Source organism: Neolewinella xylanilytica (genome assembly GCF_002934605.1).
Classification (GTDB): Bacteria; Bacteroidota; Bacteroidia; order Chitinophagales; family Saprospiraceae; genus Neolewinella; species Neolewinella xylanilytica.
The window spans coordinates 1,372,651-1,395,509 of the sequence record NZ_PTJC01000006.1 but is presented as its reverse complement, the minus strand read 5'-3'; the positions used below and the strand labels follow the sequence as shown (position 1 = coordinate 1,395,509).

Annotated in this window: 15 protein-coding genes; 8 read left to right on the top strand and 7 right to left on the bottom strand. The window is 59.8% G+C overall.

What is annotated here, in order from left to right:
* Nucleotides 1-10 precede the first annotated feature (10 nt).
* From CLV84_RS15110 to CLV84_RS15100, 3 genes are all read left to right on the top strand, one after another.
* Nucleotides 11-4,369 (top strand): hybrid sensor histidine kinase/response regulator transcription factor, encoded by a 4,359-nt coding sequence (locus tag CLV84_RS15110; RefSeq protein ID WP_146088825.1) that lies wholly within the window; start codon nucleotides 11-13, stop codon nucleotides 4,367-4,369.
* A 263-nt stretch (nucleotides 4,370-4,632) separates the two neighbouring features.
* On the top strand, nucleotides 4,633-6,387 hold the full coding sequence (locus CLV84_RS15105; RefSeq protein ID WP_104420609.1) for a sodium:solute symporter: 1,755 nt from the start codon (nucleotides 4,633-4,635) through the stop codon (nucleotides 6,385-6,387).
* A 67-nt stretch (nucleotides 6,388-6,454) separates the two neighbouring features.
* Nucleotides 6,455-7,615, top strand: a complete 1,161-nt coding sequence (locus tag CLV84_RS15100; RefSeq protein WP_104420608.1) for an aldose epimerase family protein — start codon at nucleotides 6,455-6,457, stop codon at nucleotides 7,613-7,615.
* A 197-nt stretch (nucleotides 7,616-7,812) separates the two neighbouring features.
* Here the strand turns inward: CLV84_RS15100 and CLV84_RS15095 are convergent, their stop codons facing one another.
* The 3 genes from CLV84_RS15095 to CLV84_RS15085 all read right to left on the bottom strand — a co-directional run bounded on the left by CLV84_RS15095 (nucleotide 7,813) and on the right by CLV84_RS15085 (nucleotide 11,732).
* A complete protein-coding gene (locus CLV84_RS15095) occupies nucleotides 7,813-8,334 on the bottom strand; it encodes a hypothetical protein (RefSeq protein ID WP_104420607.1) in 522 nt (173 codons plus the stop codon).
* 115 nt (nucleotides 8,335-8,449) lie between these two features.
* A complete protein-coding gene (locus CLV84_RS15090; protein ID WP_104420606.1) occupies nucleotides 8,450-10,060 on the bottom strand; it encodes a carboxylesterase/lipase family protein in 1,611 nt (536 codons plus the stop codon).
* 37 nt (nucleotides 10,061-10,097) lie between these two features.
* Entirely contained in the window at nucleotides 10,098-11,732 is a 1,635-nt protein-coding gene (locus CLV84_RS15085) for a carboxylesterase/lipase family protein (RefSeq protein ID WP_104420605.1), read from the bottom strand.
* A gap of 108 nt (nucleotides 11,733-11,840) precedes the next feature.
* On the opposite strand from CLV84_RS15085, the gene CLV84_RS15080 reads away from it, so the two are divergent.
* From CLV84_RS15080 to CLV84_RS15070, 3 genes are read left to right on the top strand one after another with little or no spacing between them, the layout of a single operon-like run.
* A complete protein-coding gene (locus CLV84_RS15080; protein WP_104420604.1) occupies nucleotides 11,841-12,554 on the top strand; it encodes an NUDIX hydrolase in 714 nt (237 codons plus the stop codon).
* Nucleotides 12,555-12,610: 56 nt separating this feature from the next.
* Nucleotides 12,611-13,672, top strand: a complete 1,062-nt coding sequence (locus tag CLV84_RS15075) for an aldo/keto reductase (protein ID WP_245911523.1) — start codon at nucleotides 12,611-12,613, stop codon at nucleotides 13,670-13,672.
* Nucleotides 13,673-13,727: 55 nt separating this feature from the next.
* Complete coding sequence (locus CLV84_RS15070; RefSeq protein ID WP_104420603.1) at nucleotides 13,728-15,191, top strand: glycoside hydrolase family 130 protein; 1,464 nt, start codon at nucleotides 13,728-13,730, stop codon at nucleotides 15,189-15,191.
* Nucleotides 15,192-15,194: 3 nt separating this feature from the next.
* Here CLV84_RS15070 and CLV84_RS15065 read toward each other — a convergent pair whose 3' ends face one another.
* Both CLV84_RS15065 and CLV84_RS15060 read right to left on the bottom strand, forming a co-directional pair.
* On the bottom strand, nucleotides 15,195-16,205 hold the full coding sequence (locus CLV84_RS15065) for a glycosyltransferase family 4 protein (protein WP_104420602.1): 1,011 nt from the start codon (nucleotides 16,203-16,205) through the stop codon (nucleotides 15,195-15,197).
* Nucleotides 16,202-18,550 carry a glycosyltransferase family 4 protein gene (locus CLV84_RS15060; protein WP_104420601.1) on the bottom strand — a complete coding sequence of 783 codons (2,349 nt, stop codon included), beginning with the start codon at nucleotides 18,548-18,550 and terminating at the stop codon, nucleotides 16,202-16,204. The genes CLV84_RS15065 and CLV84_RS15060 overlap by 4 nt, the downstream gene beginning before the upstream one ends.
* A gap of 257 nt (nucleotides 18,551-18,807) precedes the next feature.
* Between CLV84_RS15060 and CLV84_RS15055 the strand changes: the two genes are divergently transcribed.
* Nucleotides 18,808-19,719 carry a ParB/RepB/Spo0J family partition protein gene (locus CLV84_RS15055; protein WP_104420600.1) on the top strand — a complete coding sequence of 304 codons (912 nt, stop codon included), beginning with the start codon at nucleotides 18,808-18,810 and terminating at the stop codon, nucleotides 19,717-19,719.
* Nucleotides 19,720-19,774: 55 nt separating this feature from the next.
* Nucleotides 19,775-20,440 (top strand): DUF5683 domain-containing protein, encoded by a 666-nt coding sequence (locus CLV84_RS15050; protein WP_146088824.1) that lies wholly within the window; start codon nucleotides 19,775-19,777, stop codon nucleotides 20,438-20,440.
* Here CLV84_RS15050 and hemC read toward each other — a convergent pair.
* On the bottom strand, nucleotides 20,418-21,320 hold the full coding sequence (gene hemC / locus CLV84_RS15045; protein WP_245911522.1) for a hydroxymethylbilane synthase: 903 nt from the start codon (nucleotides 21,318-21,320) through the stop codon (nucleotides 20,418-20,420). The two genes, CLV84_RS15050 and hemC, sit on opposite strands and share 23 nt — an antisense overlap.
* 98 nt (nucleotides 21,321-21,418) lie before the next feature.
* On the bottom strand, nucleotides 21,419-22,852 hold the full coding sequence (gene asnS, locus CLV84_RS15040; RefSeq protein ID WP_211295262.1) for an asparagine--tRNA ligase: 1,434 nt from the start codon (nucleotides 22,850-22,852) through the stop codon (nucleotides 21,419-21,421).
* Between the last annotated feature and the right edge of the window lie 7 nt (nucleotides 22,853-22,859).

Below are 22,859 nucleotides of genomic sequence, written 5' to 3'. Positions count from 1 at the left end.
CGACCCCATCATGCACTACTACGTAGCTAAGCTCCTTGGCCCCCGGGCGCTCCTCGCCCTACTGCTGTGGTGGCCACCGTACGACGCGCTTTCGGCCCAGCAGCCCTTTCCTTTTCAGCTGCAGTACCTCACCACGGACGACGGCCTGGCCCAGAATACCGTGGACGCCCTCCTCAGGGATAGTGATGGATTCATGTGGTTCGCGACCTGGAACGGATTGTCCCGCTACGACGGCTACGGTTTCGAAAACTATCGATCCCAGCCGGAGGAAGCGGCGGGCCTGCCCGACAATGGCATCCACGCGCTAGCGGAAGACCACGACCGGAAGATCTGGATCGGTACCGCTAAGGGCCTGGCGGTTTACGATATGGAACGGGCGCGATTCGTCAGTTTCGGGGCGGGCGATCCGATCCTGCGCACCGCCGACATATCCGCCCTCTACACGGATTCGTCCGGGAGCGTATGGGTGGCCACCAAGTACGACGGCCTCTACGTCCTCACAATCGACCCGGAAGATCCGGCCACCATAAGGGTGGCTACGAAATTCCGCATGCCCCCCCCGGCCGGGAGCATAACTTCCCTGACGGGCGGCAACCAAAACACCGTGATCATCGGGACCACCTCCGGGGTGTTTACCAGCGAGGGGGAAGAACTGAGCCGCCTGCCCGGAGCGGCGGGCAGCTTGAATGCCACCACGCTCTACCACGACGGAGCGGAACTTTGGATCGGCACGCACACCGGCTTAATCCGCTACGGGTGGGCCGACCGCCGCATTACCGCTTTCGTACACGATCCGCAAGACGAAGCCACGCTCCTCCACAACACGGTTACCTCGATTTGCCGTGACGTCGAGGGGAATTTGCTCGTAGGAACCTTAGGCGGCATCAGTTACTTTCAACCCCTTCGTGGCGATTTTCGCTCCCTTACGCAGCGGGGCGCCGGCGCGCAGGAATTAAACAACCGCTTCGTTAACGCCTTGCTCACCGATACCCTCGGCAACGTCTGGATCGGTACGGACAAAGGCGGGGTGAATAAATACAACCTGCACCAGCACCGCTTCGGCGCGCTCACCCACCAGGCGGGCAAGGCCGGAACCCTGAGCCATCCCACCGTCAATTCCGTGCTGGAGGAGGGCAATACGCTCTGGGTGGGCACCGCCGGGGGCGGACTGAACCGGATCGACCGGAAGAGCGGCACCGTCCGCCACTATACCCACGACCCCAAAGCGACCGCGGGCATCAGCAGCGACTTTGTAACCGCTATCCTCCGGGGGCAGGGCGACGACCTTTGGTTAGGCACCTGGGGAGCCGGCGTTAATCGCATGAATACCCGCAATGGTCGCTTCGAGCCATTTCTTGTCGGCAAGGGGCAGCACCCAACCAATAGCGTGCGCTTCATATCGTCATTGCACGCGGATCCCAGGGGCTTTTTGCTGATCGGATCCGAAGAGGGGCTGGCCACCGTGGATCCGGAGACCGGCGAGCTCTTGCTCTTCACGGGCGACCACCCCCTGGCTACCATCCGCGAAGTAGGTTGCATTCTGCTAGACGCTAAGAACGTCTACTGGATCGGAACACGCAAGGCGCTGTTCCGCTTCCCGGCCAGCGCCCTGGATCGGAGGGGAGAATCCATTAAACCCGACGATATCGAGCGATATACCCGTACATCCGGTGAGGGACTACCCGGTGATTATATCCTGAGTCTCCGGGAGGATCACCGCGGCCGGATCTGGGTGGGTACTTACGGCAGGGGGCTCGCCGTGACGCCTCCGCCGGGCCGAAACAAACCGGCCTTCACCGCTTACGACGAGGGGGACGGCCTGGGAAACAATGTCGTGTACACCATTGAAATCGACGATCGGGGATACCTCTGGCTAGGGACGGACCATGGATTATCGTCGCTCAATCCGGAAACGATCACGTTCAAAAATTACTACCGCGCCGACGGCCTCCTAAGCAATCAGTTTTACTGGTCGGCCTCCCACCGGGGCAGCGACGGCTATTTGTATTTCGGGTCGGTGGAGGGATTGAATTATTTCCGCCCCAGCGCGATCGGCGATTATCCCGATCCCGCGCCGGCGGTACTCACTTCCCTGCAGATTCTTAATGAGCCGGTAGGTGTCGGACAAGCCTATCACGGTACCGTTCCGCTTCCTACGGTGATCAACCGGGCCGACGAGGTGAGGCTGTCCTACCGCGACAACGTTTTTTCCCTCACTTTCTCGGCCCTGGATTATTTCTTACCCGAGCAGACGCGCTTCGCGTACCGGATGGTCGGCGTAGATAAAGACTGGGTTATCGTAGGTGCCGACCGGCGTTTCGCGACCTACACCAACCTCGGGGGCGGGGAATACACCTTCGAGGTGAAAGCCTCTAACGGTCACGGAAGCTGGCAACCAGCACCTACCCGGCTGCGGTTCGTGATTCTTCCCCCATTTTACCAGACGGCCTGGTTTCGCATCTTGATCGGCGTGCTGCTCGTCGGCGCGGTGTTCTGTTACATGCGGTGGCGCTTCAATTTCTTGCGGAAACAAACGAAAAAACTGGAAGGGCTGGTCAGCGTGCGGACCGCCGAGATCGAGCGCCAGAAAGCCCACCTGCACGCTACCAACACTACGCTGGCGCACCGGCAAAAGGAGATCGCCGAACAGAAGGACGAACTGGAATTCAAAAACCGGGAGATCAGCCAGCAGCGCGACCGCCTGATCGAACTCAATAAGCAAGTCCGGGAGGTCAACCAGACCCGCCTGCGCTTCTTCACCAATATTTCCCACGAATTCCGCACCCCTTTGACCCTCATCCTCGACCCGCTGGAAGGCCTGCTGGAACGGTTCGACCACAATGAAGAGGTAAAGCACCGGATCCGGATCGTGAACCGCAACGCTCAGCGTTTACTGCACCTCATCAATCAATTGATGAGCTTCCGGCGGATCGAGGAAGGGCAACAGGTAGCCCGCATCACCCGGGGCGACGTCGTCCACTTCGTCAAGGAAATATTCCTGTCCTTTCAGGATCTGGCCCACCACCAGCAGATCGACTACCGGTTTGCCCTGACGAATCCCCGCCAACAAACTTGGTTTGACGCGGAAAAACTGGAGCATATTCTGTACAACCTGCTCTCCAACGCCCTCAAATTCACGCCCAAAGGCGGCCAGGTATCCCTGGAGCTGCGCTTTCTGGATTCTCCCGGGACGGGAGAGACGGACCCCCACCTCGAAATCGCCGTCCGCGACACCGGGATCGGCATCGCTAAATCGGATCAGCCGCTGGTATTCGATCACTTTTACCAGGTTTCGGGTACGGGTCAGCATTCCATGGTCGGTTCGGGCATCGGGCTGGCGCTGGTCCGGGAACTGGTGCAACTCATGCACGGCAGCATACAGTTGGAAAGCGAAGTCGGCAAGGGCGCTACCTTCACCGTTCGCCTACCCTACCTACGACGTTCCTTTTTGTCGGCGGAAATTGCCGATACCAGCCCGGGAGCACCTTCCAGAAGCGTGCTGCCGAACCGGCCGCTCCCGCCGCCCGGGACGCCCGAACCGACGCCCGCCCCGCCGAAACGGAAAGACGCCCCACTGGTGCTGGTCGTGGAAGATAACGCCGACCTCCGTTTTCTGCTCACCCAGCGGCTCGGAAAGAAATACCGGATCGTCGTTGCCGAAGACGGCGTACGGGGGCGAGAGCTAGCCGAAGCGGAGGCACCGGATCTCATCATCAGCGATATCATGATGCCGCGCATGGACGGTATCGAGCTCTGTCGCCACCTTAAGACCGACATTACGACCAGCCACATCCCCGTAATCCTGCTCACGGCCAAAGCCATGGTCGAGAACTTCGTAGAGGGATTGGAAACCGGCGCCGACGACTACGTGGCGAAGCCCTTCAACCTAAAGATTCTCACGGCACGTATCGACAACCTCATCCGTACGCGCCGGCGGCTGCGCAAGCTATTTGGCAAACAGGCCACTCCCCCACCGCAAACCGCGACGCCCAACCCGGTCGACCAACGGTTCCTGCAGGCCGTCTACGATGTGCTGGAAGAAAATTACGCGCGCCCGGACTTCAACCAACAGCACCTGGCCGAAGCGCTGTTTATCAGCCGAAGTCTGCTCTATAAAAAGATCAAATCGCTGACTGACCGTTCCGTCACCGACTTCGTCAACTTTTTTAAGTTGGAAAAGGCCCGCCACTTGCTGGCTGCCGAGCGGATGACGATCGCCGAGATCGCCTATCAGTGCGGCTTTTCCGATCCGAAATACTTCAGCCGCGTATTCAGGAAAGCGTACGGTTATCCGCCCAGCGAATATCTGCAGCGCAACGTTTCGCCCGACGTTATCGACCCGGCCGGCCTGAAAGATCGCCTCAATTGAGCCGGCGCGATGCAACGGCCACGCACACGGAAACACAAAAAATATTTACAATTGTCAAAGAGACACTTTAGTATATCTTTGTAATCACCGCGCACCGGCTCCTTCGGTCGCCGGCCCTTACCGATCATGCAGCATTCCCGATTCCGCATACCATCCTACCGGCCGACGGGGGCCTCCGGTTCCGGCGACAGTGCCGGTGGGCGCGCTATTCGGAAGCGCCCTGCTTGCTGGTCGAATCCTTCCTCCACCCAAATTGCTAGGCCTTGACCGTACTCGCTACCATCGACTGGATCATCATCGTCGCGTATTTCACCCTGATTCTGGGCATCGCCTGGTGGGTCATCAGCCAGAAGTCCGACACCTCCGACGACTACTTTCTCGCGGGCAGGAACCTCGGTTGGTTCGTGGTCGGCGCCTCGATCTTCGCTTCCAATATCGGCTCGGAGCACCTGGTGGGGCTGGCCGGTTCCGGAGCCACGGACGGGGTCGCCATGGCCCATTACGAGTTACACGCCTGGTGCCTCCTAGTGCTGGGGTGGGTGCTGGCGCCTTTCTACATGCGGTCGAAGGTCTTCACCATGCCGGAGTTCCTGGAACGGCGCTTCTCCCCCGCCGCCCGGGTGGTGCTGTCGCTGATCAGTCTGGTGGCTTACGTACTTACCAAGGTCGCGGTGGGCATCTTCGCGGGGGGCATCGTCTTCGGCGTCCTCATGCCCGAAATCTCCTTTATGGGGCTCGACAGCTTCTGGATCGGCTCGATCCTGGTGATCATCCTCACCGGAGTCTACACCATTCTGGGTGGGTTGAAGGCCGTAGCCTATACGGAATCCATTCAGACGGTGATCCTGATCCTCGGCTCCGTCCTGGTGACCTACTACGGCCTCGACGCCCTGGGGGGCTGGGGCGAACTCCGGCGCATCGCGGGTACCGAGATGTTCAACCTCTGGAAGCCGATGGTGCCGGAAGGAATAGAAAGCACCTGGGAGCCGGTCATTTCCGAAACCCGGATGGCCTGGTACTTCAACAGTAACTACCCCTGGCTGGGGATGCTATTTTGCGCCCCCATTATCGGCTTGTGGTACTGGTGTACCGATCAGTACATCGTGCAGCGTACCCTCGGGGCGGAAAGCCTCACCGAGGCGCGTCGCGGTACCATCGCCGCCTCCCTCCTCAAACTGCTACCGGTCTTCATCTTCATCATTCCCGGCATGATTTCCTTCGCCCTCGCCAGCAGTGGGAAGATGCAAGTCATCAGCGACGCCCTGCTCGATAGCAACGGCGAGCTGGTGACGGAAAACGCCCAGCAGGCCTTTCCGCTGCTGGTGGCCACCGTCTTGCCGGTGGGTATGCGCGGCATCGTGGTGGCCGGACTACTGGCCGCGCTGATGAGCTCCCTGGCCGGCGTGTTTAATGCCTCCTCTACCCTGTTCACCATGGACTTCTACTCGAAGTTCCGGCCCAACGCCAGTGAAGCCAGCCTCGTTCGCATCGGCCGCTTCGCTACGGCCGCCATGGTGGTGATCGGCCTGGCGTGGATCCCGGTTATCCAGGGCAGCCGCGGACTTTACGATTACCTGCAGAGCGTGCAGGGCTACCTGGCGCCCCCTATATTCGTGGTCTTCTTCTTCGGGGTGTTCAACAAACGGCTCAATGCGCAGGGGTGCCTTTGGGCCCTGGGGGTCGGCTTTGCCATGGGCTTGTTTCGCCTGGCCATCGACACCCCCGTTGCCCTGGGCGAAAACTTCGCCTACACGGAAGGCTCCTTCTTCTGGTTCGTCAACAACATCTTCTTCCAGTACTACAGTTTGCTGATCTTCCTCGTTTGTGCCGCCGTGATGGTGGGCGTCAGTTACGCCACCCCCGCCCCGGCTTACGAAAAGATCGCCGGACTCACTTATGGCACGCTGTCGGACGCCGACCGTGCGGAGACGAAAGCCAGCTATTCGAAGGGAGACGTGATCTGGTCGGGCGTGGTCGTGGTACTCATTCTGATCGCCTACGTTTACTTTAGCGGCTGATTCCGACTATAATCCTCCCTCACCGCTTCTTTTTTGCGCCGGAGCGCAGGAGCAATCAATCCAAGACATGCGAAAATTTCTTCCCCTCTATCTTTTTCTCTGCCTGACGTACGCCTGTGGGGGCGATACGAATACGGAACCGGCCGCTGCTACCGAAGCAGCCGCCGCACAGGATTCCGTAACCGTCACCACCTTCGGCACCGCCCCCGAGGGAGAAGCCAGGCTGTTCACACTCACCAATGCGACCGGCATGGAGGTCGACATCACCAATTACGGGGGCATCGTCACGAGCATCCGCGTGCCCGACCGGGAGGGAAATATCGCTGACGTAGCGCTCGGCTTCCCGACACTGGAAGGCTACCTCGGTGAGGACCCCTACTTCGGCGCCCTCATCGGCCGCTTCGGCAACCGCATCGCCAACGCTACCTTCCAACTGGAAGGGGAATCCTACGAGCTCCCCGCCAACGACGGTCCCAACACCCTACACGGAGGTCCCGGAGGCTTCCACACCAAGATCTGGAACGCCACCCCCACCGAAGATGGCAACGGCGTAGAATTGCAGCGAACCAGCCCCGACGGCGAGGAAGGCTTCCCCGGCAACCTGGACGTAACCGTCCGCTACACCCTCACCGACGATAACGAACTGCGGATCGAATACACGGCCACCTCCGACCAGGCTACCCCCGTCAACCTGACCAACCACAGCTACTTCAACCTCAGCGGCGAAGGCTCTATCCTGGACCACGTTCTCACGATCGACGCCGACGCCTTTACGCCCGTCAATAACACCCTGATTCCCACCGGCGAACTGCGCGCGGTGGAAGGCACCCCCTTCGACTTCCGGGAGCCCACCCCGATCGGCGAGCGCATCGAGGCCGACAACGAGCAATTGGGCTTCGGACAGGGCTACGACCACAACTGGGTACTGAACAGCGGCGGTGGCGGTCTCGCTTCGGTCGCCACGCTTTACGATCCTTCTTCCGGACGGGTGATGGAAGTACTCACCACCGAGCCCGGCCTCCAGTTTTACTCCGGTAACTTCCTCGACGGCTCCCTGACCGGTAAGGATGGTATCAACTATGAACTGCGGACCGGCCTCTGCCTGGAGACCCAGCACTTCCCCGATTCCCCCAATCAGCCGGAATTCCCCTCCACTACCCTCGAGCCGGGCGATACCTACTCTTCCGAAACGGTTTACCGCTTCTCTACCCGCGAGGAATCGAAGTAAGCGCCTGTTTGGGTTTTCCGCTCCGGTCGTTGGATCAAATGGCGACCTGCTTGGAAACGGGACGCGGTAAATAGCGCTGCTATCTACCGCGTCCCTTAAATCCGTCAGGGTGTTAAGCGGCCATTTACAGCCCGCCGAGAAGGTTCCAGTCGAGCAATAAGGTACCCGTTGCGGAGATCGTACCGGCCAGGTGGTGGCTATTCAGCTTGGGATCGAATCAGGCTTTCCGTGAAATCCTCCATGACCCGGTCTGCACCCCGGGCCATGGCGTAAGTGTCGGAATAGCTTCCGATCAATTCCCCGTTGTCGGCGTACACTAGTGATGCGGAAAAGGAGTAAAGGGACGCCCCTTCACCGGAATAACTGTACTTGAGCAGGTACTGTACGTCCGGATCTTCGTACAGGCGCTGATAGACAGTGCCCCGTTCGGTGCGAAAAACGGTGGTGTCACCCGTTTCGTAACGCAGCGACGCTACCGGCACGCTCGCGCTGACCAAACCGTTGGAATACACGGTGAACCCCGCATCGGCCAGGGCCCGCTCTACGAACAGTTGTACCGGATTGCCCGGGTCACCGTGGACGGCGCGTACCGTCCCACCCCGTGGTATGTCGAGCAGGTTCATTTCCCGGGCCGGCCGATAGTTTCGTGCCAGGTAGACCGGCAGGCAGGAGGAGAAAAGAAAAGCGAGTACGATCAGGAGTAGAGGTTTGCTATGCATAGGGCATTGGTTTGCCCAAACATAGCCGCAGTCAGCACCTCCACCCCTTACGGCAACGTTAAACCATTTATCCGCGGTGTTAAGGTTAGGCGAATTCCTGCGCCCCGGCGCCCTGCTATTGGTTCTGCGACGTGAAGTCTAGTAACGCCTGATCCGGGTGGTTACGGACCTCACTTTGCGTGTCCAGGATCATGTTGGCGCCTTCCGCTTCGGTGTACTTCGGCCACTGCGGCAAACCCGGATGATTCGGATCGCCGGTGCGGGCGAAGTTGATCCAGGCCTGGCTCACGTCTTCGGCCAGGGCGTGAGCTTCCTCCCCACCCCCGGTCATCTGGTCGCAGCGGTCGATGTTGTCGAAGACGAAGGGCAGCTCCATACAGTGCATGGCCTTGAAGCGGCCGTCCATGACCGGAGATTGCCAGGTGAAGAGGTACATGTAGACGGGTGCTCCGCCGGGAATGGCCGATTTGAGGTTGGCCTGGTGGACCGCCCCGGGCCGGAAAAGCATGTCGACGTCCATCAAATCGGTGGGGCGGGTATCGTCGGGGTAGGCCTCCTTAACGGCGGCCAGGTAGTTCTCCAGGTTTTCGCCGTATTGGTTGCCCAGGTATTCCAGTACGGCCTCCTCTTCCGCGTAGGACATCTCCCGGCTGCGCAACGATGGCATGAATTCGTTCTTGACCGTACCGATGAGCAGGGGAATGTCTTTAGATAACGCCAGGGCTTCCGGCGCGTACATCTGGTAGGGAAGGACTTCCCCGTCTACGCTGGGGCCCCAGCTCAGTCCGAAGCCGGGAACGGTTTCGCCGCCATCCGCGAGGCGCTTCGAGACGACCTGAATGGCCCGCTGCCCGGCGGCCACCAGCGTATCGAAGGGCACAGACTGAATCCGGTCGATGCTGCCCGCATCCAGGCCGAGCTGGGCGACCGTTTCCGCGCCGAGCGCCCGGGTAGTTTCCCGCGTCAGGAAGCCGCCGCGGAAGGCGCCGCTCTGATTGACGGCCTTGTGAAATAAGCCTTGCGCGGAGGGCATGGCCATCAGCGTATTGACCTTGGCTCCCCCGCCGGACTGACCGAAAATCAGCACGTTGTCGGGGTCGCCACCGAAGTTGGCGATGTTGTCGCGTACCCACTCGAGGGCCAGGCGGGCGTCGACCATGCTGTTGTTGGCGGAGGTGGCGTATTGCTCTCCGTAAGCGGACAGGTCGAGGAAGCCGAGAATATTGAGTCGGTGATTAATGGAAACTACGACCACGTCACCGTTCTTGGCCAGATTTTCTCCGTGGTAAGAAGGTAACTCTTGCGAGGAGCCGGCAGTGAAGCCGCCGCCGTGTAACCAGACCATCACGGGCCGCTTCTTGCCATCGTCAATGGCGGGGGTCCAGACGTTCAGTACCAGGCAGTCTTCGTTGGGGTAGCCCCAATCGTGGTCGAAAACGAACTCGCTCTCATCGTTCACTGTGGTGGTCGGCGTCATCAGGGGAGCTACCGGCCCCCAGGCCATGGAGCTCCGCGTTTCCTGCCAGGGCTCGGGGGGCGTGGCGGTCTCGAAGCGGGCGGCCCGACCGTAGGGAATGCCCTTATAGGTGTAGATGCCGTCGCGGATGAAGCCGCGCACCTTGCCGGACTTGGTGTCCGTCACGGCGACGTCCCGCCCGGTCTGCACCTGTGCGTGGGTACCTACCGCCATAAGCAGGAAAATAAGGAGAACATAGAGCTTTTGCATGATCGAACATTGAGTTAAGGTAAGCCAGGCACGGGGATCACCCCTCCGGGTAAGTCTGTTGCAGGAATCGGTAGCGGGCGTCGTTTTCCGCCGCTTTCATTTCCGTTGCGGCGTCAATAACCATCACGGGGGGAGATTGCTCGTCTGCCGCCGCAGCCGGCCAATCGGGCAATGCAGCCGCATTTGGATCACCGGTTTTGATGAAATTGGCAAAGTATTCCTGCATGACGCGGGATACTTCGTAGTCGGTTTCGGTCCAGGCGTAATCGTCCACGAGGGGGAGGTTACCCAGGCAGTATTCGATCTCGCTGGCGTGGGGGGCACCAATGGGTTGGGGCGGCGGCGGCGCGCTCTCGTCCCGCTCGACGGTACCGCCCGCCAGCGCGCTCATCCGGCTCTGGTCGACCAGGGGCGGACGCACCCGGCTGAAGAGATAGCGGTAAACCGCCGCGTCGCTGTTCTTCCGGTGTAGGTCGAACCACCGCCAGGTACTGTAGACGATGAAGCGGTCGGACGCCAGGTCGGTGGCCGATTGCTCGATCTCCTCCGGCGAACCGTGGGGATACAACTTCAGCACTTCCGCGTGGCGCTCCGGATAGGTGGCCCGGACCCGCGCGGAATAATTTTCCTCGGAGTAGGCTTGCCCCTGCATCAGGGCCATTCCGGGGATCTCGGCCGAGTTCCAGCCCAGTAGTAAGGGGACCTGTGCTTGCTCCCCCGCGGCAAAAATTTCCGGTAGAGTGCCGGGCAGCAGGTAGCCGTCAACAACCAGCGGAAAACCGAAGCGGCCGGATGCCGTGTACAGCCGGTAGACTTCCAGGGTGCTGAGTTTACGGAGTTCGGCCAGGCTGGTGTAGCCTGCGGCTTCGGCAAACTCCCGGCCGGTTCGTTCCGCCTCGGAGAGCGGTACGGGAGCCAGCGTGGGCTGAATGCCGGCACCGCTTTCCCCGATGGCCCCGGCGATAAGATTCCGCGACAGGGGGGAGGCCATCTGAATGCTTACCGATACCGAGCCCGCCGATTCCCCGGCGATGGTTACGCGGTCGGGATCGCCACCGAAAGCCGCGATGTTGTCGTGGACCCACTGCAGGGCGGCTTGCTGATCCAGGAGGCCGTAGTTGCCGGAGGCACCGTAGTCCGCTTCGGCGCTGAGCTCCGGATGGGCCAGGAAGCCGAAGATGTTCAGCCGGTAATTGACGGTGACGGCCACGATACCCTTCTCCGCCATGCTGCTGCCGTCGTAGCGGGGCTCGCTACCATCGCCGGCTACGAATCCGCCACCGTAAAAGTATACCATCACCGGTAAGGCGGCGGTGTCGGACGCGGCGGGCGACCAAACATTGAGGTAGAGGCAATCTTCGCTCATTCCGGAGGAACGGAAGTCCATATCCCCGAAGACGGGAGGCTGCACCGCACGGGCCCCGAAAGCCTTGGTCTCCCGAACGCCTTCCCATGCTTCCACCGGCCGGGGTGCCCGCCACCGCAGGTCGCCGACGGGGGGAGCGGCGAAGGGAATGCCCAAATAGGTTTGCACGCCGTTGCGCGTATCGTACAGTCCCTCTACCGTACCGGCCGCGGTGGTTGCCCGAACCGGAATACCGTAGTTGTGTTGGGCGGTGACCGATGCGTGTGTCATCAGGGAGAGGAGTAAAAGGAGGTAAGTGAATTTCATGGCAGGGGATGTAGAAACGAAGGATTCGGTCATTGTCTCACCGTGAGACAATGATACGTATCTTTCGCGAATTCGCCCCCATCCTCCTCCTGTCTATCTTACGGCCGCATGCGCCTTGACCCTCCTCCCGCTTTCCTGCCCCACCTGGCTTACGATTCGGTCATTTTCGGCTATTCGGACCTGAAGCTGAAGATCCTGGTGATGGAGTACCACCGTACCAACTGGTTTGCCCTGCCGGGCGGCTTCGTTGGAGTGGACGAGCCCCTCGACCGGGCGGTACGCCGCGGGCTTTACGAGCGGACCGGCCTAAAGGATATCTTCCTGCGCCAATTTCAAACATTCGGGAGCCTGGAGCGCCACGACCCGGCGGCCATGCGGCAAATCATCGAGCGGAGTGGCTATTCGGTGGACGACTACGGCTGGATGCTCGACCGCTTCGTTTCCATCGGGTACTATGCATTGATCGATTTCCGCTCCGTTCACCTGCGCCCCGACGCCCTCTCCGATTCCATTGGATGGTACGATATCGATCGGCTACCCCCGCTGCTGTTCGACCACGCCAAGATGGTGGAGCAGGCACTGGCCACCCTGCGGCAAAACCTGGAAGCCAATCTGGTGGGTAAAAACTTGCTACCCGGCCGGTTTACGATGAAGGAACTGCAGCTCGTCTACGAGGCAATCCTGGGAGAACCCCTACCCCGTTCCAGTTTCCAGCGCAAGATGCTCGCCTCCGGCCACCTCCGCCGACACGAAAAACTCCAGGAAGGAAAGGCCCACAAAGCACCCTACCTCTACAGCTTTACCGGAGAAAGCGACAGCTAATCGGCCGGGCTACGCTCGCCGGACCGAACTTTGGAAGCCGAATACGTTACAGCGACATGGATATCAAGAATTTCAACGCTACGATGCGCTACAATGCCTTCGGCACCACCGGCTGGCAGGTGTCCAAGATTGCGCTCGGCACCATGACTTTCGGGCAGCAGAATACGGAACAGGAGGGGCACCGGCAATTGGATTTCGCGCTGGAACGCGGGATCAATATCATCGACACGGCCGAAATGTACTCCATCCCACCCCGGGCCGAAACCCAGGGAAGTACCGAACGCATCATCGGTACCTGGAACCGCGCACGCAAGCGGCGGCAGGATTTCTACCTGGCGACGAAGATCGCGGGCCCGGGCGGAATGGCCGACCATATCCGGCCAGACATGGGGTACGCCGGCGGTCAGCTCCGCTCCGCCGTTAACCGTAGCCTGGAACGTTTGCAGACGGATTACATCGACCTCTACCAGCTCCACTGGCCGGAACGGCAAGCCAACTTTTTCGGCACCCGCGGCGTCTCCGCCCTTGATGGATGGGAGGACAACTTCCTGACCGTGATGCAGGACCTACAGGCCCTGCAACGGGAAGGGCTGATCCGCGAATGGGGCATGAGCAACGAAACCGCCTGGGGGCTCATGCGGGCCCTGCACCTGGCGGAGGTCAACGACCTGCCCCGACCGGTCAGCATCCAGAACCCCTACAGTCTCCTGGCGCGGGGTTTCGAAGTAGGCCTGGCGGAAGTTTGTTTGCGGGAGAACGTGGCCGGATTCCCCTATTCGCCGTTGGCGATGGGGCGACTGTCGGGGAAGTACCTGCGCGGGGAGGCCGACCCCTCGAGCCGCTTGAACCAGTTTACCCACTATACCCGCTACAATAGCGAGAATTCCCTGGCCGCGACCCAAGCCTATGCGGCAATCGCCGAGAAACACGGCCTGAACATGAGCCAGATGGCCCTGGCATTCGTCACCGATCGCGCCTTCACCGCAAGTACCATTATCGGTGCGACGAATCTGGAGCAACTCACCGTGAATATCCATAGCATCTCCCTTTACCTGAACGAGGAAGTGTTAAAGGATTTAGAGGAAGTACAGAATAGATTTCCCAATCCGGCCGTTTGACGCAGCATAATGCGAACGCTATTGTAGTTTCGCGCCCCATTGATAAAAAACGTCTATGCAATTATCTGTTGAGCGTAAGCCGCTTCGTCTCTTCGGTGACTCCAGTCGCGTAATCGGTCGGTTCTTTTGGGCGGGGAAGGACCGCGCCTACCAACTGATCGATCGCATCATCGATATGGACGAGCAGGAAACTCACGACACGCTCATGCGTACGCTCCGGGATTTTGCCCGCCGCCACCGGAATACCATCGGTATCTTCCGCCGCCACCTTACCGCGGCGCTCGACCGGGTGCCGGAACAGCGGGAAAAGGTCTTACGGCTCAGCGAGGAAAAGCAGGCCCTGATCGGCGCCTACTTTACCCATGAATATAGCATAGAGTCCGCCGCCTTCTTCAATCCATCGGTCGTTGCGGCGCTCGATCAGACCGGACTGGAGGAAGGGCAAATGCGCATCGTCATGAGCATGCGGGCGGTAGGGGAAGGGCATACCTCCTCCATCGTCTTTCGCAATATCGTCCTGGACAAAGACAACAACCCCCGCGCGGAACCTACCAACCCCTTCGTCGGGCTGGCCGAGCGCATCTACTACTCCCAGTACACGAAGAAAGAATTCTACACGCGCTGCCACGCCAACGAGGCGGTGGACGAGGCGATGTACGAAAAACTGATCGGCGAGCTGCCCGATAATTTCAACCACCGGGAGCTGTACGAAAGATACTGGCACCTGTGGAACCAGTTGGACAGTGACAGCGACGAACGCGACCAGTTGAATCACCTGATGACGGTTGCCGACCGCTACTACGAGTCGCACTTCAGCCTCGACACCGACATCAGCGAACGGGTACTCTACCCCATGATCGACTTCGAAATGAATGGAATGGAGGACGCCCGCTTCCTACAATTCGTGAACGAGGACGGCAGTACCGTCTATTACGGCACCTACACCGCCTACAATGGCAAGCAGATCCGGCCGATGATCATCGAAACGACGGATTTTTACAGCTTCACCATACGTCCGGTATACGGGGATGCCGCGGTCAATAAGAACCACGCCATCTTTCCCCGGAAGATCAACGGCAAGTATTACGTGCTCTGCCGCGTCGACGGCATCAATAATTTCATCGTCAGCAGCGACCGCCTCCAGGTGTGGGACGACGCGGTTAAGCTCTCCGAACCGAAATTCTCCTGGCAGCTCTTCCAAGTCGGCAACTGCGGGGCACCCCTTGAGACGGAAAAAGGATGGCTGGTAATCACCCATGGCGTAGGGCCGATGCGGCGGTACTGCCTGGGAGCTATGCTACTGGACCTGGACGACCCGACCAAGATCATTGGGGAACTCGAAGAGCCGCTGATCAGTCCCATGGACGATGAGCGGGAAGGGTACGTACCCAACGTGGTGTATAGCTGCGGCAGCATCATCCACAACGGCGAAGTATTCATCCCCTACGGAATCAGCGACGAGGCGGCACGCTTCGCTACGGTGAAACTGGATAAGCTGCTCGATGCCCTGACGGCTTAAAGACTAGCGGCTCAGGATCTTGTCGTAGACATCGATGTAATTGTCTACCATCCGTTCCACGCTGAACCGGTCGCGGGCCGAATCCGCAATTTCCCGCCGATGAAGATCTCCACAGGCTGATACCAGGTCAACGGCTCCTTCCACCGAATCGGTGAGGTAACCGGTTTTACCGTGGTCGATGAGCTCGGGCATGCTGCCGCGATCGAAGGCAATTACCGGTGTGCCGGTCATCATGCTTTCGGCTACGCTGAGTCCGAAGGGCTCCTCGAAGGAAATAGGATGCAGGAGGGCGTACGCACCACCGAGTATCCGATCACGCTCGTCGGGGCCCACGTTGCCCAGATAGCGCACGTTCTCGTCGTCGATGTGCGGGGCCACCTTATCCCGAAAGTAGTCGTGATCCTGAATCAGGCCGGCAATCCACAGGGGTCGCTTAGCGCGTTTCGCGATGGCGATCGCTTCCGCCGCCCCCTTATCGGGATGGATCCGGCCGAAATAGAGCAGGTAATCACCACCCTCCCGGTTGACGGTGAATTGGTCGGGGTCCACGCCATTGTAGACCGTGGCGATGTAGTCGATCCGATCGTCACGGTCCGAATCGCTGATGGAAACGTAATCCGTCGAATCGTTGTATCGCTCGTATACCGGGACGATTTGCTCACTGCTGAACCCATGGATGGTGGTGACCATCGGCGTGTTTACCAGCGGGGCGTACCCCAAAGGCATAAAATCGAACTGGTTGTGAATAATATCGAATGCGTTCGCGACTCCCATAACCTGACTGATGTGGAGGTATTCCAGGACTTTTGGGTCCTGGCCCTCCCGTTCTGCGTAGCCCGCCGCCGTCGTGGCTACCAATTTTCCGGCGGTACGACTGGTCGCGGTGGCGAACAGCGTCACATCAATTCCTCGCTTCACCAGCCCTTCGGTCAAGTGGCTGGTTACCTGCTCCCACGGACCGTAGGCGGCCGGCGGAGTAGACCAGGCGATGGGGGCCAACATGGCTACCTTCACCCGGCCGTAATTTTCTTCACTTCCTCGGCCAGCGATGCCAACTGTTCGGGCAGGGCGAAACCGTTCAGTAGTTTTTTCAGTGCGCTGTCGGTGTCCTCGTCCCCTTCGTAGCACGGCTCGGCGGGATCCTTCCGGCAGTAGTTGTCCATTTCTACCCGACTGATCAGGTAAGCGAGCAGGCTTTCTGCCCCCTGATTGTAATTAACACCCGCCTCCATCAGCCCATCGTAGCAACCGCCCGACTGCGGATTGTACATCGACGCCATCATTTCATTCTGCCCGGTAAACCAGGCGAAGGCCGTCTTCAGATTCTTGCCATGGTGCCGGGTTTCCGGATGCATGCAGGCCTCACTCAGCAACAATACCATGGCCATCGCGTCCACCGGCTGTTGATCGAAGCGGGGGCGGTCGCAATCCTGGATGTAGGGTTCGTGGCAGCCAACCGGGTAGAGGACGCCATCCGTAATGGATTCGGCAACCAGAAAATCGGTAGCCTCGGCGGCAACCACGCGCAGGCGATCCTTATTGAGATGGCGCAACGCGCGGAAAAGGGCCATCGGAAGGATACCGTTGCTGTAGGTCAGGTAATTCTCGAACCAGTGCCACTGGTCGGTCCGGGAATCCTGGTAGTGATCTACGAGACGGTTGCAGCTGCGGTCCAGCAAATCCAGCATGGCTTCGTCGCCGGGCTTGTGATCCAGGAAATACGTGAGCGAGATGATTCCGTAGGCTAGCGTCCGCGGGCTGCGCATCGATTCCAGATGGCCGATGGCGCGGATGAAGATTTCCTCCAGCAACTGCCGTTGATCGGGGCGCGGGGGATTGGCATAGCAGTAGCTAACCCCCCACAGGGCACGACCGTAGCTGTCTTCGGAGCCGAGCTTGTCGAGGAAGCGCCGGTCGAAACTCATGAAATTCCGGAAGGTACCGTCCTGATTCTGGGCGTGGTAAACGTAGGCGATATAGGTATCGGCCAGTTTCAGCAAGGCTTCGCGGTCGCCGAGCCCCTTCCGGAGCAGCATCCCGGTAAGCAGCAGCGCGCGCCCGTTGTCGTCAAGGCAGTAGCCTTCATGACGATTCGGCGTGGCATACTTAGCGTGCTGCAGGATGCCGCAATCGTCGGTCAAGCGAAGCAGGTGATCCAGTTTCAGCTGAGGGAGGGATACGGTGACCGCTGTTTCCTGGCGGAAGCGGGCGTAGGCGACCTTGGCCTTCCCGAACACCCGCAGGTATTGCTTCCCGATGCGGGGCCACAGCAGATGCTCGCCGTAGGTGGCCGCTCGTTCCCGCATGGCGGACCGTTCCGTCTCGTTATCCAGCAGTTCGAGTATTTGGTCCGCCAACGCCGCGCTGTCGTTGAAGGGGAAAAGCTTTCCCCTGCCCCCCTGTAGTAGTTCGGTGGCGTGCCAAAAGGGCGTGCTGACGATCGCCGCGCCGGCACCTACCGCGTAAGCGAGGGTGCCACTGGTGATCTGGGCCTCATTCGGATAGGGCACGACGTAGACGTCGGCTGCCCGTAGACAGTCGAATAGCTCCTGTTCGTCGGCGAATTTGCTGATCATGCGAAGGTTATCGGCAACGCCTAATTCGCTGGCCAGCTCCTGAAGATAATTTCGGTATTCTTCGCCATTGCTGCGTAGCACGTGGGGGTGGGTTTTGCCCAGTACTACGTACAAGGTATTGGGGTGCCGTGCTACGATGGCTGGCAGCGCCCGAATGGACGTTTCAATACCCTTGCCCCGGCCCAACAAACCGAACGTAAACAATACCCGACGATCCTGCCAGCCGTGACGTTGGCGGATGAGGTCTATCGGGTCGGATTCGATAACCGGAACACCGTGCTCGATCACGTCGATTTTCTCCTCCTCGATCCGGAAAACGTCGCGTAGCAGTTCGCGGGCCAACTGGGACATTACCACGATGGACTGGGCGCGGCGACCGATGCGGCGCAGGACGCTCCGTTGACCGTAGCTCGGTTCTTTAAGTACGGTGTGGAAGGTTACGATCACCGGGATACGAACGCGGTCCAGCAAGTGAAGAATGTAGGCCCCGTCATCCCCACCGAAGATGCCGTACTCGTGCTGGAGGAGGAGGAGATCGAAATCGTTTTCGTTGAGGTAATCTGCGGTATCCCGGTAATCCTGGATAAGCTGCGGAGGAATACACCGGCTTACTTCCTCGGGGTACTGATGGTCGTCTGCCGGGTCCTCCATGGCGATGATTTCGGCAAACTCACTTACTTCACCAGCCTTCAGGTTGCTCAGGATGGCCAGAGCGAGACTGTGAGTAAAGGTGCCGATTCCGCAGGCTTTTGGAGGGTAATTTCCCAGTAAGGCGATCTTCATTGGCGTAGGACGGTGTTGTTCTGTTTGGTAAGGCAATACAATATGTCCAACCCCCTTTTTCAAGGGTTGGTTCGAGCTCGGACTAGGGTACCGCCTTCGAAAATGTGCATTTTATACTCAGAGCGTGGCTGGCACTCACTTCTGAGATATGCGAAATTTTGTTCCCGTTGGTTTTAGCTATTCGTCCGTCGACAACCGCGCATTTTTCTGGCCCAGCCCTGGTTTGCTATCTTTGCCCCCGAAACGCACAGCTTACCATGGCCAAAAAATTACAACGGGGTAAACCCAGCAGCAGCGACCTGAAGAATGGCCTCAGCGCCCTTTTCCCGGGCCAGCGGCTCGATAAGGCCAGCGAGGAGGAAACGATCAAGGCCCTGAGCCGCAACTTCGCCATGCTCCCCATCGATAACGTCAGCCCCAACCCCGACCAACCCCGCCAGGAGTTTGAGAAGGAGTCGCTGAAGGAATTGGCCGACAGCATCCGCGTCCACGGCATCATCCAGCCGATGACCGTCCGCCACATGGGTGACGGCTCCTACCAGATCATCAGCGGTGAGCGGCGATTCCGCGCCAGCCAACTCGCCGGGCTCCGCGAGGTTCCCGCCTTTATTCGCACCGCCAACGACCAGACGCTGCTCGAGATGGCGCTGATCGAGAACATTCAGCGAGAAGACCTGAACCCGATGGAGGTGGCCTACTCCTACCTCCGCCTCCAGGAGGAATTCGACCTGACGCAGGAAGAGCTGGCCCGTCGGGTAGGGAAAAAGCGGTCGACGATTACCAACTACCTGACCATACTAAGCACCTCCAACCGGGTGCGGCAGGCCATCAAGGACCGCAAGATCAGCATCGGCGCGGCGAAGACGTTCTCCGGCATCAAGGACATCGGCCAGCAGGAAACTTTCCTCGACGACATCCTCTCCCACCCCAACTGGTCGGTGCGCGACATCGAACGGGAAAGCCGGGTGTACAAGAATAAGAACAAGGCCAACCGTGCCGCACCCCCCAGCAACGACGACGCCCGCCGGGTCGAGCAGTCCTTCGCGGAGTTCTTCGGCACCAAGAAGGTCAAGGTCAAACTCGATAACGCCGAGGGTCGCTCCGGAACGGTCACCCTCCGCTTCGAGAGCAGGGAACAACTCGATCAATTTTTTAAGGCGGTCGAATGAGCGGGGGGCCAGCCGATGGGCAACCAAAACCCGGAAAGGGGTATCAATGAACTATATGGGAAGCTGGATACGAGGTCCTTGGGTATTGGTCGGCATGCTGTTGCTGGCAGGCGCCGCTCCTGCGTCCGCGCAATACGATCTGGAACGGGATACCCTCCAGATCTCCGACGAACCCCTGACCCTTAAGGAAATAAACGCCAGCCCGAAACGGGCCCTGCTCTGGTCCATCATCCCCGGCGGCGGCCAGGTTTACAACCGCGCCTGGTGGAAGGTGCCCATCGTCTACGGCGGTCTGCTGGGCATCGTGGCCGTAGCCGACTACAATCAGAATCTCTTCGGTCGGTACAACCGGGCCATCGAGCAGCGCTGCCTCGGCGATGGCTTCGTTATCGTGGTCCCCTACGAAAATTGCATCACCACGCCTAACGAGCCCGGCCTCGTGGAAGTCTCCACCCAGGCGCTGATCGCAGAGAAGAATAACGTGAATCGGAACCGCCAGACCGCCTACGTTTTCATTATCGCCGGCTACGTACTCCAGGCGGTGGAGGCCTTCACGGACGCCCACCTGAAAGATTTCGACATTGATGACGACCTCAGCTTGCGCATCGGTCCCGTCATCAGCCCGGAAACCGGCGCCGGCGCGGGGCTGACGCTGCCATTGGGTGCCGACCGGAATAGAATCCGTCAGGAAAATCGGGTTAGCGAGCTGACGGGGCGCTAAGCAGACGCTCGACCACGGCTTCCGCCAGTCCCGCGCGGGTCGACTGACTCAACTGCACCCGCCGCAGGGGCTCATTGGCCGTCTGGGCGAAAGCAGCCCAAACGTGGTAATTGCCGAGCTGATCCTGCTCACAGTAGACGCCTAACGGCATGGAGCAGCCTCCCTCCATGAGATTGAGCACGGTCCGTTCAACGTTGGTGCACTCCCCTACCACGGGATGATGGAACAGGGAGAGTCTTTTCCGGATCTCGATATCTTCCTCCCGGCACTGTACCGCCATTACGCCCTGTCCCGGAGCGGGTACGAATTCCCGCGGTGAAGGCTCGATAACGTGGAGGCCGGAGAGATCCAGGTCCAGCCGTTCCAGCCCGGCGGCGGCCAGCACCACGGCGTCCAGTTCGCCGCTCAGGGCCTTCTTCATGCGCGTCGGCACGTTGCCCCGGATATCGACGGGTAAGAGGCCGGGATGGAGATCCTTCAGGATGGCTTTGCGACGGTTACTGCTGGTACCGATGGTGGCATTATCAGCTAGGCCGAAGGGTTTGCCCTTGACTACCCGATCCGGGTGGACGAGGATGCGGTCACCCACCGAGGCGCGGTAACTCAGCGCGGCAAGCACCAGCCCCTCGGGGTGGTTCGTCGGCAGATCCTTGAGGCTGTGGACCGCACAGTCGATCCTGCCCTCCAGCAGGGCATCCTCGATCTCCTTGGTGAAAAAGCCTTTACCCTCCAGTTTATCGAACCCGAGGTGCTGCACCCGGTCGCCCTGGGTCTTGATGATCTCCAGCTCGCTCTCGATACCGTGCTTCCTGAGCTCGGCCTGTACGAAGTGGGCTTGCCAGAGGGCGAGCCGGGAGCCGCGGGTTCCTATTCGGATCATATCTTTCAATTGGTGAATTAGTGAAGGACTGAATTGGTGAATTACGCGCAGTAGCTGCGGTCCCATTCACTTACTCAGTCATTCACCCATTCTGTCGTTTAAAACTGGGCTAGCCGGGGCGCCCGGGGAAAAGGAATAACGTCACGAATGTTGCCCATGCCCGTGATGAACTGTACGATCCGCTCGAAGCCGAGTCCGAAGCCGGCGTGCGGACAGCCCCCGAAGGTGCGCAGCTGCAGGTACCATTCCAGTTCGTCGGCGTGGACGTTCATTTCCGCCATCCGCTGCCGGAGCCGGTCTTCCCGCTCTTCCCGCTGGCTGCCGCCGATCACCTCTCCGATGTAGGGGAAGAGCACGTCCATGGCGGCTACGGTCTTGCCGTCGTCGTTCTGCCGCATGTAGAACGCTTTGATGTCTTTGGGGTAGTCGCGTACGATCACCGGGCGCTGGAAGTGCTTCTCCACCAGGTACCGCTCGTGCTCGGCCTGGAGGTCGGTTCCCCAGGAAAGGTCGAACTCGAATTTTCCCTTCTTGTAGGTCTTCGACTGCAGCAGGATATCCAGCGCCTCCGTGTAGGTGATGCGCGCGAAGTCGTTTTCCACAACGAAGCGGAGGGTATCGATCAATCCCATCGGCCGCCGATCGGTGGCCTTCATGTTCTTTTCCAGCTCCTGGATGCGCTCGTCTAGAAACTGCAGGTCCGCCGCGTAGTGCTCCAGGCAGTAGTTGATGAGGTACTTGACGAAGTCCTCGGCCAGGTCCATGTCGTTCTCGATGTCGGCGAAGGCGATCTCGGGCTCGATCATCCAGAACTCGGCCAGATGGCGGCTGGTGTTGCTGTTCTCCGCCCGGAAAGTGGGGCCGAAGGTGTACACCTTGCCGAGCGCCATGGCACCGATCTCGGCCTGTAGCTGACCGGAGACCGTCAGGTTGGTCGCCTTGCCGAAGAAATCCTGATTGTAGTCGATCTTGCCGTCTGCCGTGCGGGGCGGGTTGGTCGGGTCGAGCACGGAAACGCGGAACATCTCCCCCGCCCCCTCGGCGTCGTTGCCCGTAATGATGGGCGTATGGAGGTAGTAATAGCCGCGGTCGTGGAAGTACTTATTCACCGCGTAAGCCACCCCGTGGCGTACGCGGAAGACCGAACTGAAGGTGTTGGTCCGCATCCGGAACTGGGCGTTGTCGCGCAGGAATTCCATGCTCTGCTTCTTCGGCTGCAGGGGGTAGCGGCTCAGGTCATTTTCGCCGAAGATGGTAATCTCCTCCGCAATGACCTCCACCGCCTGGCCCGCGCCCTGGCTTTCGGCCAACGTACCGGTCACGCCTACGCAGGCATGAAACCCGATGGCCCGGATGGTTTCCTCGTCGAAGCGCTCTCCGTCCACCACCACCTGGAGGGTTTCCGGGCCGCTGCCGTCGTTGATCACCATGAACCGATTGCCGCGCCACGCACGTACCCATCCCATGATGGTGACCCGGGTGTTGACCGGGGGGTCCTGCAACAAAGTCTTGATTTCCTGACGTTCGATCATGGAGGCT